Origin of the sequence: Photobacterium chitinilyticum (assembly GCF_004104355.1) — a bacterium.
GTDB classification, from domain to species: Bacteria; Pseudomonadota; Gammaproteobacteria; order Enterobacterales; family Vibrionaceae; genus Photobacterium; species Photobacterium chitinilyticum.
In genome coordinates this window covers 341,235-355,146 of sequence record NZ_RJLM01000003.1, presented here as the reverse complement: position 1 = coordinate 355,146, position 13,912 = coordinate 341,235, and the positions used below count along the sequence as shown (strand labels likewise).

Sequence of the window (13,912 nt, the reverse complement as noted above, 5' to 3'; positions counted from 1 at the left end):
GACTAACAGATTTAGGCCTCTTGGCTGTTATTACATTGGTTCTAACTGGGTGCACAGGGTATTCGACTATGCAATCTGAAGATACTAAAGTGCGGCTACAAAGCGATCGTGAACTGGCGGAAGTCGCACTGGTCGGTGGCCGTCCGGGGAGTGCTATTGATATCTACCGTCAGCAACTGGAAAGTCGTCCTGATGATGTCGAGTTGCTGTACCTGCTGGGAGTGGCCTACAACCAGACTGGCGAATTTGACTTGGCGCTGCATTTTCTCGATAAGGCAAAGGCTCAGGATCTAGCCGTAAAACAACACGTTCGTGGTGATATTTTACGCGAACTGGGTCGAGCCAAATTGGCGCTGGGGGATATCCGACAGGCACAGCGCGATTTAGAGTCTGCTGCTGATCTGTTACCGGCAAGTGCCGAGACAATGAATAGCCTCGGTGTGAGCTACGCATTGCAAAAAGAATACGGCAAGGCTCGTGAGGCTTTTATCGTGGCGTTGGCCATTGAGCCGGGCAGTCTTGAATACCGCAATAATCTGGCATTGGGCTGGATCTTGGCTGATCAGCCGCAAAAAGGCATCGATGTTCTGTATCCCAGCTATCTGCGTGGCAGCAGTACCTCAAAGACCCGTCAGAACCTGGCGCTGGCTTTTGCTATGAAGGGAGATATTGAGGCTGCCAAGATGATAGCCAAACAAGATCTGACCAAACCGGAGCTGGAAAAGAATATTGCTTATTACCAGCAATGGGAGCAAGAAAAGTGACAAGGCGCCAGCAGGGAAATATCTCCATAGAGTTTATCGTCACCCTCTTGCCTTTTTTTGTCATGGTATTGGTGGTTATCGAAACATGCCGTTTCATGATGACCGGAAGCATGCTGGATGTGGTATTGGCGACAGCAACCAGAAAAACAGTTCATGTGGAAGATCGTGAGAATGTTGTCGAGTCGATGCGTGCTGTGCTGGATGCTCAGACTTTTCCGTTAGTCGACAGCAGTCGTCTCCAGATAGAGGCGATCTATTACGACTCGTTAGAATCACTGAAAAAAAATGCCGGATCATCGACTTACATTCAACAGCCTTTTGCCGAATACCAAGTGAGCTATCCGTATCAGGTCCTTTTCGTTGAAGGATGGGGCGATGGTTTTGAGCGTTTGACTAAGCTCGAACGCAAGATATTGGTGGCACATGAAAGGAATTAGTTCAATGCCTAATAATTCAATCGCCTCGTTCGGCAGGCTGCGCATTAGACAGCGCGGCAGCAGTGTGATTGAACTGCCGGTGATCGCCTTGGTTTTAGTGACGCTTGTTGTGTTCGCTGTGAAAGTTGGTCATGGCTTGAGCCTGAAAGCAAAATTGGATCAGCTGGCCTATTCACTGACATCGATAGTCGCCAGCGAGCGTCTCGAAGTTGACCTAACCGGTTCAGGCGGTGTTATAACCCCTCAGATAGCTGACGCCTTGCGCGTCGTTGCCGAGCGTCATTTTCAGATCAGAACAAAACAGTCTTCTGTTGGCGTAGGAATTCACTTGGAGCAATTAAAGTTTGGCACTGCAGGTGCTGCACCTTTTTACCAATCGGAATTTTCTGGAGCCCAGTGCCAGTCTAGACAAAAACTATTGAAGTTAGCCTCGTTGGCGCCGGTTGGAACCGTTCAGGGTGCAACTAAGGGTTTACGATCTGATTTGTTTCAGGTATCGGTGTGCCTGACATCGCTGTCCTTGCTGACGGGCGAGTTTTATTCAGTTTTTACCCAAGATTTTGTCGAACGCTACTACAACAGCTCGGCAGTACTGATTGGGAGGCAGTATGACTAGTCGCTTTGGCAGAAGAGTACAGCCACAACAGGCTTTAAGGCAGCGTGGAGCCATTTCACTGACGTTTGTTATGCTGCTACCAGTACTGCTCGCGGTGATATCCGTAGCGATATTTTTTTCCATGTATACCCTGGCTGTCGTGCGTGCGGGTCAGGCTTCTGATGCGGCATCTGTTGCCTGCGCCTACCAACAGCCTGGTTCGAATAGTGTGATTCAGAGGTATCTGGATTATTACCGTCCCGTGTTTGTACCTGATGCGTTTTTGGCAAGCCACCAATTGGATGCGCAACAAGGATGTCAGATTTCAGCTCAATATAGCTTTGAACCGTTAATGCCTGAGGTGTTGCCGACGGTAGCACAGGGTAAAACACAAGTTCACGTCAACAGTGTTTCTACATCTAGGTTGCTAACCAGTGTTGCGAGCAAGTCGACAGATTTTTCTCTGGTACTCGATATTTCAGGTTCGATGGTCGAGGAGCTACCAGAGCTCAAGCAGATTATTACCCATGTTATCGAGGATATCGATCCTCTCAATAATAAGGTGAGGTTTTCAATAGTACCGTTTCAGACCGGGGTGACGGTTAAAAATGCACCTTGGTATCCAGTCTCGAATAGGAAGGCAAAATGTGTTGATGGTCTTTCTTATACCGCTGGTCGATGGGGACAGGAGGTGATGGATCCTGAGCAAACAGTAGACGATCTCAATTTGCCGGCATCAAGGCTGACAATGAAGGAAGTGACACCTGGCCCTTGGCTTGACCGTTGTAGCGAAACTGCCACGATTTTGCCGTTGACTGATGATTTTAGTCAGTTGAAAAGCTATGTGTCCAAGTTGGAAACAAGTGGTTCAAATACGGCTTCCTATCAGGGGCTAATTTGGGGGATACGTACCCTGACTGAACAGTGGCAACAAGAGTGGCTGGTGAGCAATTTACAACCAGTGCAATCCGTTCAACGTTTGGTGCTGTTTACTGATGGTAAGGATCTTCCTAAATCAGATTATTTTAATGAGTTGATTGAAGCCGGTTTGTGTCAGGTGATTCGGCAAGATCATGGTATCGAGATGAGCTTTATCGGTTTCGGGGTAACTGACTCAAGGTTGGAACAGTTTCGCAGATGTGCTGGCAGTGGCGATGTTGTCTATGACGCTCAGGATATCGCTGATCTTGAAGACTATTTTCGTACCGCGCTAGACGTTGAGTCCCAAACCCGCATTGTGCTTGGCAAGTAATTAGTTAAAGGAAGTTATCGGTCAGTATTGGTAGCCGAAAGATAAATAAAAATACCAATCAATTGCTTTCTCGGAGGTGTTTATGTTTAAAAAATGGTTGGTTGCCTTGGCAATCTTACTGTCGGCAAGTGCTCAGGCTTACCAGCAAGGGGAGTCTCTCTCGCCGTTTGCTCAACAACAACTGGGGCTAAACCCAGAAGTCGTCACCATTATCGACTTCTTCGCAGAATGGTGCGTGTCGTGCCGCGAAGAACTTCCCGAAGTCAATCAGTTGGCGCAGCAACTTGATGCCAGCAAGGTTGTTGTTCTGGGAATTGATGTCGATGAGGACGTCGATGTTGCCAACGCTTTTCAGCAGGAGCTTGGGCTGACATTTCCCGTGGTTAATGATCCCGAGCAAACGCTCGTGGAAGATTTCCAGCCAATCGGTATGCCGGCGTTGTATTACATCTATCAGAGTAAGGTTTTAAAAGTTCGATATGGTGCAATCAATCATATCAGTCAGGCCATCAGAGATGATCTCAAAGTGTTAGGGCTGACAAAATGATCAAACAATCCTGTTATGTATTGGCAATGGGAACCGCAGCCATGGCTAGCATGAATATCTGTGCGGCCGATACTGAATCCTCCCCGTATCAACAGTCTGAATCAGTATCATCGACGGTTTACAGCAGTCAGCATTACGGGGCGGGTTTGCGCCGTAATATTGAGCTAGTCAAGCCTACATCTAAAAGCTTGAGTTTGGAGCCCGTTGCTGCGGCAACCGCACCGGAGTCGAAAGTGAATGTACCGGTAGCTAAACCTAAGGCGCGAGTCGAGCCGGTTGTTGTGGCAAGTTCATCACAGCCAAAAACGACTCTAGCAGTAGCCAAGGTGTCTTCTAAGCCAGCAGCTAAAACACAGGATGAGTCGCTGCTGTCATTCATCGATGACTGGCTGGGTATTAAGCCCGTTAAGCCATGGCAAAAAGGCACGCTGGCGAAAAAAGAGATGAAACCAGGCGGTGTAGTGCCGGAGTTTGACGTGTTTTCGGAGAAAGTTTTTTCATACAAACAAGGTTCAGTCGGTGGCAACGGTGTCGGCGGTGGCGGTTGTGGTTGTAACTAATAATAAGCAAGAATAACAATGAAGAATAAATTACCTTTGACGCTGCTTGGCACTGTCGCGATTGCAGGTTCGGCAGTAGCTGCTGATCATATCTCGGTTCATCACATGAATTTTGAAGAATATGGCGATAAAGTCCGGGCTGGCGATAATATTGTCTCGTTTGAAAAGAGTTTCGGTCTGGATTGGACTTTGAATGGCGAACTTGGTTATGACACTGTTTCCGGTGCCTCTCCGGCTTGGGGGCCGACAACACCAAGTGCGGGAAATCAGGACTTAGTCGAGCGTGGACGGCGTACACAAGCTGCACAGGATGCGACAACCGAAGTTATTCGAGCAGGTTATGACCCTTATCGGGATGCGTATGCGATTCAGCCTTTTGAGCTTGAGGACAAACGTAAATCTGTCGCTGCGAGCCTTACCTACCGTGATCGCCAGCGTAATGAATGGACACTCGGCGCAAACTTTTCGCAAGAAGAAGACTATGAAAGTATCGGAACTAATGCTCAGGTACTGTTTTATGCCGACAGTAGCAAAAACCGTTCATATACTTTAGGCGGCTCGGTGTTGTTTGACAAAACCTTGGCGTTCCAGCAATACAGCAATTTTCGCAATACACAGGCATGGGAAGATATCTTTACCGGAAGCTTTGAGGCTGGGCTATCACAGGTCTTTACCCCAAATTTCTATACGACAGTCACACTCTTTTCGGGTTATAAAAGTGGCTATTTGAGCAATCATTATCTGACGGTATTGCGCGAAATTGATATTAATGATGATGGCAAGATTGGTAATGATGAAGTCTTTCTTGGGCAGGATTCTCGCCCAGATACCCGTATTTCCGGTGGTCTGAATGTTCAGGCATTTTACAATGTCAGCTCGCGAATCGTGGTGCGGCCGCGATATAAATTCTTCGCTGATGACTGGGGAGTAAGTTCTCATCAGATCGGCGGTAAAATGAATATCAATGTTACTGATTGGTTGACGTTGGCTCCGGGATATTATTGGTATACCCAGCAAGGTGCCAATTTCTATCGGGATCCGTCACAGCCGGATCCGAGTTTTGCGGCCACGGGGTACGCGACTTCGGATCTGCGCTTGGGGGATTTTAACGCCAATGCCTATGAATTCGGTGCGAGCGTGAAGCTGTCTTCCCAATGGCGCTTCAACGCCCTTGTTGCTTACTATGAGCAAGACAATGGCTACGAAAGTCGTTGGTGGGTACTGGGTGCTACCTATGAGTACTAACCAGCCTTTCAGCCATCGTTTTATGGCCATGACGGTACCATGCGAAGTGATGTTATTTGCGCCGGAGCCGGCGCAAATAACACAAGCCATTGAAGCCAATACCCGTCGCTTAGAGCGTAAGTTTAATTTCTACAACCCTGATTCGGTGCTATCTACCCAGATAAACCAGCGCAAGACTGATAGCATCGCCGTTGATGACGAGACGCTGTCGGTGTTGAGTCTGGTTCGCGAACACAGCCTTGCGACCAAGGGCACTTTTGACATCGCTATCGGAACCGTAAAGGATTACCAGCAACAGAATGCGGCTATAAGTCGCGAAGAGGCCTATCAATTTTCCCTGCCCTTTATGGGGTTGTCATCCTGGCAGTTGGAAGAAGGGACGCTTTATTTTTCTTTTCCACAAACGCGTTTTGATCTGGGAGGTGTGATCAAAGAAGTTGCAGTTGATCAGGCTATTGCAATTGCTGCCCAGCATAATGCGAGCGGAGTGTTGATCAACTTCGGTGGTGATATTCGCGTTTTAGGCGGAAAGCCGGACGGTAGCGACTTTGTTGTTGCAGTGCTTAACCCCAAAGACCAGTCTCGACCGATATTCGCTCTGCCGCTGCGGGATCAGGCTCTCACTACTTCGGCACACTACGCCCGAAGCTATCAGTTCAGCGATCAGGAAACGTCACATATTCTTGCCAAGCAAGGCACACACCATCGGATACTGTCATCGACAGTCGTTGCGGATACAGCGCTTCAAGCAGGGATTTTTAGCACTTCGTTGACTATCGAGCCCACTTTATCACTACCGGACTCGGTAGGGGTTGCACTGATTGACGACCAGCTAAATGTTCACCAAGACACAGAATTTTTAATATCATGAAACCAATTATATGTTTGTTCTCGCAACCTGTTCGGCTGGTGGCGGGAATATTGTTTACCTTGTGCATGAGTTTGTCCGTTCAAGCCGGAGGTGAGAAGGAATTTTTACCGGTTGAGCAAGCATTTCCTTTTTCTTATCAGTTAGTTCCTAATGTCGATGGCGGGGTATTGAAGATAAGCTTCGACACCGCCGAAGGATATTACCTTTATCACAAACGTTTTTCGTTCAAGGCCGGCAATGATTCGTTGGTGCTTGGTACACCACGTTATTCTATTGAGGCTGAGCAAAAGCAGGATCCTAATTTTGGTGATGTGAAAGTGTATCATCGACCGTTGACTGTCTCTGTTCCATTCAAAGGGCAGGGTGAAGCCAAGGTGAGGTTTCAAGGCTGTGCTGACGATGGCTTGTGCTATTTGCCACAGACAAAAAAAATCTCGTTGGTAGCGGCAGTGCCATCAGTACAGACACCGATAAAGTCACAGTCCCAGTTAAGCGCGGGATCAGAAACGATACCTATGTCACTGGACTCGTCGCTGGCCAGCGATACGCAGGGGCTGTCTGATATCTTGAGAAATGCCGGCCTGCTACAGGCGCTAGGTTTGTTTTTTCTGCTAGGGCTGGGTTTGTCCCTCACGCCTTGTGTTCTCCCTATGATCCCTATTTTGTCCAGTATTATCGGCGGACAGGGTGAAGGAATGACAGGCTGGAAGGGTTTTCGCATTTCGCTGGCCTATGTACTTGGGATGGCGACTAGCTACGCGTTGGCAGGAGTAATGACCGCCACGCTCGGGCAGGGTATTAACCTGCAGGTGGCTATGCAGCAGACATGGGTATTGGCTATATTTGCAGGATTGTTTGTATTGCTGTCTCTGTCCATGTTTGGCTTCTATGAACTGCAGCTTCCTTCTCGCATTCAGGTGGCCTTGAACAGTCAGTCGCAGCGGTTGACTGGCGGCAAGATACTGACCGTTTTTGTGATGGGAGCAGTGTCTGCGCTGGTTGTGTCACCGTGTATCTCCGCTCCGTTGGCAGGGGCGCTGCTGTATGTGTCGACAACACAGGATTGGCTGCTGGGGGGAGCCACTTTGTTCACATTGGCCCTTGGAATGGGAGTGCCGTTGGTCGTCATTGGTAGCTCTGGCGGAAAATTCCTTCCACGTAGTGGCCCGTGGATGGTAAAGGTGAAGCAGTGCTTTGGTCTGATGCTGCTGGCGGTCGCTATTTTGTTGATTAGTCGCTTTGCTGCACCTTGGGTAACACTGGGATTATGGGCGTTGTTGCTAATTGGCAGTGCCATTCAGTTTGGTGCACTGGAAGCGGCTCAAAGCGGCTGGCAACGAACAAGTAAGTCTATTGCTTTTATATCATTGATATATGGCGTAATACTGTTAGTAGGAATGCTGACAGGGGCTGATGACCCTCTCGATCCGCTTAGCCCGCTAGGCCGCGGAGTCTCCGTTTCTGAAGCTGCACCGACAAGCCTTTTTGCTAAAATCACTGCCGTGACTGAGCTGGAACGCCGAATAGATAATGCAGAATCTTTACAGTCTGTAACTATGGTCGATCTCTATGCCGACTGGTGCGCGTCATGCAAAGTGATGGATAGGGCAGTGTTTCAAGACAGTGATGTTATATCGCAGATCAAAGACTTTAATACTCTGAAATTTGATGTGACGGCCAATACCGATGAGCAGGCAGCATGGCTCTCTGCGAGGAATTTGTTTGGCCCGCCCGGATTACTCTTTTTTGACAGTCGAGGGAATGAAATTAAACCGCTTAGGGTGGTGGGGGAGTTAGACAAGCAACAGTTTTTGGCTCATATACACAAAATTAGCTGGTAGGGTTGAAACCTAAGGAGCCAGCATCGCTGTTCTTTATGCAGTTATGCTGGCTTCTGATTTGTTTGTTCATGGTTTGTTTTTTCCTGCTCGCTTGTTGCTTAGTGCTATTCTTGTTTGGCTCTGGCTTTCTCTCTCGCGAAGTATTCCTTGGTCAGTTTAAAAACGACGGGGCTTAGCAAAAGGAGAGCAATCAGATTTGGAATCGCCATCATTGCGTTCAAGGTATCCGCAAGCAGCCAGATAAACTCTAAAGAGCTGGTTGCCCCAATTGGAACCGCTACAATCCACAGTACACGGAAAGGAACAATGGCTCTAACACCAAATAGATACTGGATGCATTTTTCACTATAGAAGCTCCAGCCCAAAATAGTCGTAAAGGCAAAAATCGAGAGAGCAATCGCGACAATATAGTTACCAAGTCCGGGTAACGAGGCTGCAAATGCTGCTGATGTTAGAGCTGCGCCAGTTTCCCCGCTCATCCAGGCTCCTGAAACCACAATCGCAAGGCCGGTGATACTACAAACGACGATGGTGTCGATAAACGTGCCCAGCATGGCCACTAGACCTTGTGCAACAGGGTTTTTCGTTTGGGCGGCAGCGTGGGCGATTGGGGCGCTACCTAAACCCGCTTCATTGGAAAAGATCCCTCGGGCAACACCGAACCGGATTGCAGCCCAAACCGCCGCACCGGCAAAGCCTCCTTGGGCAGCAACTGGGGTAAATGCGCTGCTGACGATCAAGCTAAAGGCGGCTGGAATTTCAGCTGCATTCATCCCGAGTATCAGTAAGCCCGAAGCAATATAGAAAGCGGCCATTAACGGGACCAGTTTACCGGCCACATCAGCGATACGCTTGATCCCTCCCATCAGTACCAATCCAACCAAGATCATCATTACCAGCCCAGAGACCATGGGAGAAATACCGAAGTTGGCTTGTACTGCGGCGGCAACTGAATTTGATTGCACGGTATTGCCAATCCCGAATCCAGCGATCGAACCAAAAATGGCAAATGCGGTTCCTAGCCATGCCCATTTGTGACTCAGGCCATTTTTGATGTAATACATAGGACCGCCGACATGGTTACCGTCTTCGTCCGTCTCGCGGTATTGAACAGCGCATACCGCTTCGGCAAATTTGGTCGCCATTCCGACAAGGGCGGTACACCACATCCAAAAGAGGGCCCCTGGTCCGCCGAGGAAAATGGCGGTGGCAACACCTGCTATGTTCCCGGTGCCGATAGTCGCGGAAAGGGATGTCATCAGTGCGTTAAACGGGCTGATTTCACCCTGAATATCTTCTTCTTTCTCAGGAATTCGGCCCGACCACAGTAATTTAAAGCCAGCTCCAAGTTTGACAATTGGCATGAGCTTCAGGCCGACGGTCAGGAAAATGCCGACACCGAGGATCATTACCAGCATGGGGACCCCCCATACCAAGCTGTTTATTGCAGAAATAAGGCTGGCTAAAGACTCCATAGGGGATGCTCTTCAAGTTTATATAATATATGCAAAAACATAGGTGGTGTTTGTAATAAATACAAACATCATTAGCATGAAACAAAGAAATCATGGCAGAGGTGGAAACAGGGATTACACTTAAGAGTGGTGTCAGTCATCTTCTATTAGTTGCCATTTTCGTTTGGGTATATCGGCAGCGGATTGGTTGCTGATAGAGGCGATTGGACGTTCCTTTTAGATGATATAGGATGATACGAAAGTAAGGAAAAGGTCATGCGTCATTGGAGCAGGAGAAACAAACAACGGCTTACTTTGCAATTCAGAGTGGAGCATATAGCGACAAAGGTTATTAACGATATGTTGGCTAAAAAAGCATCAACAAGAGTGATGCCCAGTACCAATCACAGATAGGGCAGTAGTGTTGCCTAAAATAATCATATTCCATTTTGGCCGCTGATTGCGGTCTTTTTATTTGAGCAAGGTATTAATGGTGATTCTTCTAATAAAACTATAAATATTTTATATGAATCTCATTTATGAAGATTGTATTTGATCTGATTTGATGAGTTTGTTAATACTTGCTTAAGTTTTACTCAGGATTTCAAGAGTAAGTCGTCATTCGGTTTTTTTCGATTACCAGAGAGGGTGTTAATGATAAGGAAGTATGCACTTTTTTCGAAAGCGTTCCCCATCGTTCATTGGCTTTTTGTTGCTATATTAGCCTTGATTCAGGTTGGTAGCTCTTACTTGATACTTGAAAGCAATCAGCTAATATTTGCCTGGGGAGTGATTTTGCCCGCTTTACCTATATTCTTATTTGCAACAGCATCTAGCTACAAAAAGAAATATCTTCATAGTTAAAGCGATAACAACGACATAAAGCATATAAATACTACTAAAGGGATGTATTTATATAGGAATCATTACCATTAGCGATATATTAACTGTTGCATGCAATCATGAGCTTATGGGTGCGAATATCGATCAGTCTATTTAGAAGGTATGCATATTGACACTGCTTGTAGTTATACTGGCTGTGGTTGAATTATGGTTAAAATAACCTTCCGGCAAGCTAATAATTACACTTAAATGAAACCAGCTATTAACGTGATTTTTTTCATTTGTTATGTTATTAACATTTGTTTAGTTAATATTTGTGGATTTATTGTTATTCAAGTGTGGTTTTTGTTTGGGGTTACATTTGGTGCGCGATAATATAACTTGTTCTTTATAGTATTGTAATTGTCTGGTTATTAAATGTTTAACAATATTTCTAGCTTCATCGCTTGGTGTCGTGTATGGAGGCGGCTAACTGGTGGCAGGAAATGAACTGTTTATGAATTGGAGTGGTGCGATAACCTGATTGCCCCACTCACAGTTCATTATTCTTTGTTGTGCGTTAAACTGCTTGCTGCGAAATAATCCTATCTTCGGCTTTCATCTGGTAACGACTACAATAAATCGTCATAAAGTCTTCTCGAATCAATTGTTCGATCTCTGATGCGCGAGCCGTTGGACAAAAGAGCATGAAGTGGATCAGTTGCTCGCCAGTGTTGGTATTTGTGATATGGATATGTGGCTCCGCTCCTGGCAAGTCAACACCAGCATGTCTTTCGATGACGTAGTTATAACGTTTAGCTACATCGATAAAGTCTTCACAATGTTCGTCAATTTTAGCCAATATGATAGGTAAAATCGGGTATAGGTTTACTGTTTCTCGAATTGTGATTGAGAAGTTATGGTACACATAGCGCTTCATGAAATTCAGGTTCTTCACCGGCGTCGTGAAAAACATACTGTTCGGAATTGTTGCTGTTTTACCTGTGTAATGATACTGCCCATGGTGTATGTCAACTTCTTGAATCATAGTCGCCATTAAATTGTGCTCTATAACCTCACCGCATAATGTGCCGACTTCTATCCAATCACCAATCCGAAACGAACGTGAACTAGCACGCTGTATCGATCCCGTGATACAGAGAATGATCTCTTTCGATGCAACAACAATGGCAACGGCAATCGCCGTGAGTGAAAGAGCAAACTTACTGATCTCGGATTGCCATAACAAAAACAAGGTAAGGACAATTATGGTAAATGTGCCGTTCTTCGTACGGGAGATCCATTTTCGCTGTTCGTCACTTAAAAAATTGGTATCACCACGAATTTGGCTAATAGTAAGCTGCCTGAGCAATAGAACACACACAATAGTAAGAACACTAAGCAGCAGTTTGTGTGCTAGCAGGTAATTAATGACGAGTTCGATGTTTTCCAAAGCATTGTCCAATCTAAAAATGCCAATAAATCTAATCACCTTTCGTCACTAAGAGGAAGGTGATCTAAGTTTTACTCGCTGGTAAAGGAACTTGTTTTCGCAAGAGACGGGAAGCCTCATAGGCGTGTTTCCATGGGATTCTCTATGAAACTAAGGGGGCTGTAAATACATTTCCAGCTAAAATTGTAAGTGTTGGGTAGGGCATGCAGCTAAGTTAACAGCGCGGTTGAAGTGGACAAGTACTACAGAGCGCAGTTGGGCAGAGAAAGCACTGGTACCAAAATCGATGTTCATATCGAATCAAGCACCAGTAAGTCCAGCTAGGTGGTTGCCTTTCAATACTCACCTTGGTTGGTTCTATCAGTTGAGAATATCGTAATCGTTTATTGTTTCTTTTTTGATGGTGATCGTGATGCAGAGCTTGCGTAGAGTATGTCTATGCGTGAGCAATACGGAAAATCTTCTAAGTTTTTTAGTTGCTTACAATAATCATAAATATGCCAAAGGATTAATGAAGAAACTTATAGCTATATTGGCAATTATCTCAATTGCTTTTATTACTGTATGCAGTAATAAACTGTGTGATGCATATCTAGATGTATGGTGAAATAAATGTGAAAGGTGTAATGCTATATGTATGCGTATTGTAAAGAGCTAATGTTGATATTAGTAGGGTAAGCTCACTACAAGCTAGTGGTGTCGGGAGGAGAGATGAACAAGAGTAATTTTAAAATTTTGATTCCTTTATGCTGTCTTATTTTATTGGCTTTCACCCTCGCTATAGCTTATCAGGCATACAAGGCATTATATTATTCTGGTTTAGATGAGCATGATCATTATTGGGAAAATACAGCTGAACTACAAAATGGTCGTGAATTTGAAAATGAAGAAAAATTAGTTAAACAGTCAACTGAACGGGATGTTGGATTAAGAGATGAGTTTGCTTTTTCTCTTGATTCAATTGACTTTCCTGATCGGTTTTTAATGTTAGAAGCAAGTCCATTAAGAATGGAAGGTCATGACTTGAGTTTAACTAGAGGTAAAGTTTTTTCTGGTATTGTTGATGAAGGGAGTAATCCGCTTTTAGAAGAGTACAAAGCAATTATAGAGATAGAAAAAGAGATTAAACTCCCCGGTCCATCTGGCATATTAAGTGTTTGGATTGGTAGTGAAGATTTTGAACCTGAAATCCCTAATCTCTTTGCTAGAAATGAAGCACCGCTGAAGTTTCCTTTTGGGTCTGTAAATAGTGCAAAAGTAACACCAAATGGATATGATTATTTTGAGTTTGGACCAGATGAAGAGGAGTGTTTTCTAGTATCGCCATTTGGAAATGAGGTTCAGTTTAATGTTCGTCCTTTAAAGATGGAAGAAGGCACTTATAAAATTGGTGCGAAAGTGGAGTTGTTTGCTTCTTATGAATGTAATGGTACTGCGATTAATGTTTACCCCGACCGACTTGATGTTTTTGTTGATGTAAGCTTTCCTAATATTGTGAGGGAAGGTTTAATTATATTATCCAAGACTACGTGGGAAGAAATAGTAAAATTTTGGAAATCTCTGATTGTTCTTATATTTACTACTATATTGTTTTTGTTACGGCGGAAAATTAAAACGATGATAGAGCTTAAAAATGCACATTAGTTGCGGGTAACATCATTGCGGGGCTTCGACAATACCTGTTACTTCCGATACCTTCTTTACTGTTGGGGCTGATAAGAAACGATGTCGCCAACGAAAAGCGGTGGTCTCCGCAACACCAAGCTCTCTGGCAGATTGTCGAATAGTTTTACTATCGGTTAAGCATTCAATTTGCTTTAACCAAAGTTCTTTTTCGCGTAATCGAGCAAGTGGCGTTTTTGTTAAGGCATTGAAAGTTTTAGTGCACTTGTTTTCTTTGCTGCGGTATCGCTGCAACCCTGATGCCATGCCCCACTTCCTTACGTTCTCACTGCCACAGTGAGGACAGGCTATGACATTTTCAATCTTGCATTGGTCAATCAGCTTTGTCGTTGAATTCTTGTGAATTACATCATCGGTTCTATCTCTTAATAGGCACACTTGATTGTGT

General features: G+C 45.4%; 13 protein-coding genes. 10 read left to right on the top strand and 3 right to left on the bottom strand.

Translation table 11 applies throughout. The features are described 5' to 3' along the window. Positions 1 to 68: 68 nt before the first annotated feature. From EDI28_RS10555 to dsbD, 9 genes are all read left to right on the top strand, one after another. Complete coding sequence (locus EDI28_RS10555) at positions 69 to 764, top strand: tetratricopeptide repeat protein (RefSeq protein ID WP_199287406.1); 696 nt, start codon at positions 69 to 71, stop codon at positions 762 to 764. Next, complete coding sequence (locus EDI28_RS10550) at positions 761 to 1,201, top strand: TadE/TadG family type IV pilus assembly protein (protein WP_128783812.1); 441 nt, start codon at positions 761 to 763, stop codon at positions 1,199 to 1,201. Before EDI28_RS10555 ends, EDI28_RS10550 begins: the two co-directional genes overlap by 4 nt. A 4-nt stretch (positions 1,202 to 1,205) precedes the next feature. Beyond that, on the top strand, positions 1,206 to 1,817 hold the full coding sequence (tadF, locus tag EDI28_RS10545; protein WP_164918529.1) for a tight adherence pilus pseudopilin TadF: 612 nt from the start codon (positions 1,206 to 1,208) through the stop codon (positions 1,815 to 1,817). After that, a complete protein-coding gene (locus tag EDI28_RS10540; RefSeq protein WP_128783810.1) occupies positions 1,810 to 3,048 on the top strand; it encodes a TadE/TadG family type IV pilus assembly protein in 1,239 nt (412 codons plus the stop codon). The genes tadF and EDI28_RS10540 overlap by 8 nt, the downstream gene beginning before the upstream one ends. An 82-nt stretch (positions 3,049 to 3,130) precedes the next feature. Next, a complete protein-coding gene (locus tag EDI28_RS10535; protein WP_128783809.1) occupies positions 3,131 to 3,595 on the top strand; it encodes a TlpA family protein disulfide reductase in 465 nt (154 codons plus the stop codon). Positions 3,596 to 3,621: 26 nt separating this feature from the next. Further along, positions 3,622 to 4,155 (top strand): DUF4266 domain-containing protein, encoded by a 534-nt coding sequence (locus tag EDI28_RS27320; RefSeq protein WP_428431661.1) that lies wholly within the window; start codon positions 3,622 to 3,624, stop codon positions 4,153 to 4,155. 18 nt (positions 4,156 to 4,173) lie between these two features. Beyond that, positions 4,174 to 5,400 (top strand): DUF3570 domain-containing protein, encoded by a 1,227-nt coding sequence (locus EDI28_RS10525; RefSeq protein WP_128783808.1) that lies wholly within the window; start codon positions 4,174 to 4,176, stop codon positions 5,398 to 5,400. Then, positions 5,390 to 6,271 (top strand): FAD:protein FMN transferase, encoded by an 882-nt coding sequence (locus tag EDI28_RS10520; protein WP_128783931.1) that lies wholly within the window; start codon positions 5,390 to 5,392, stop codon positions 6,269 to 6,271. The genes EDI28_RS10525 and EDI28_RS10520 overlap by 11 nt, the downstream gene beginning before the upstream one ends. Then, positions 6,268 to 8,112 carry a protein-disulfide reductase DsbD gene (gene dsbD / locus EDI28_RS10515; RefSeq protein WP_128783807.1) on the top strand — a complete coding sequence of 615 codons (1,845 nt, stop codon included), beginning with the start codon at positions 6,268 to 6,270 and terminating at the stop codon, positions 8,110 to 8,112. Before EDI28_RS10520 ends, dsbD begins: the two co-directional genes overlap by 4 nt. 104 nt (positions 8,113 to 8,216) lie before the next feature. Here the strand turns inward: dsbD and EDI28_RS10510 are convergent, their stop codons facing one another. Further along, positions 8,217 to 9,587 (bottom strand): alanine/glycine:cation symporter family protein, encoded by a 1,371-nt coding sequence (locus tag EDI28_RS10510; protein WP_128783806.1) that lies wholly within the window; start codon positions 9,585 to 9,587, stop codon positions 8,217 to 8,219. Between the two features lie 1,381 nt (positions 9,588 to 10,968). After that, positions 10,969 to 11,841: a mechanosensitive ion channel family protein gene (locus tag EDI28_RS10505; protein WP_128783805.1), complete on the bottom strand. Its 873-nt coding sequence runs from the start codon at positions 11,839 to 11,841 to the stop codon at positions 10,969 to 10,971. Between the two features lie 711 nt (positions 11,842 to 12,552). On the opposite strand from EDI28_RS10505, the gene EDI28_RS10500 reads away from it, so the two are divergent. Beyond that, positions 12,553 to 13,485 (top strand): hypothetical protein, encoded by a 933-nt coding sequence (locus tag EDI28_RS10500; RefSeq protein WP_128783804.1) that lies wholly within the window; start codon positions 12,553 to 12,555, stop codon positions 13,483 to 13,485. Between the two features lie 12 nt (positions 13,486 to 13,497). On the opposite strand, the gene EDI28_RS10495 is transcribed toward EDI28_RS10500, so the two are convergent. After that, on the bottom strand, positions 13,498 to 13,902 hold the full coding sequence (locus EDI28_RS10495; protein ID WP_438942787.1) for an IS1/IS1595 family N-terminal zinc-binding domain-containing protein: 405 nt from the start codon (positions 13,900 to 13,902) through the stop codon (positions 13,498 to 13,500). Positions 13,903 to 13,912: the final 10 nt, after the last annotated feature.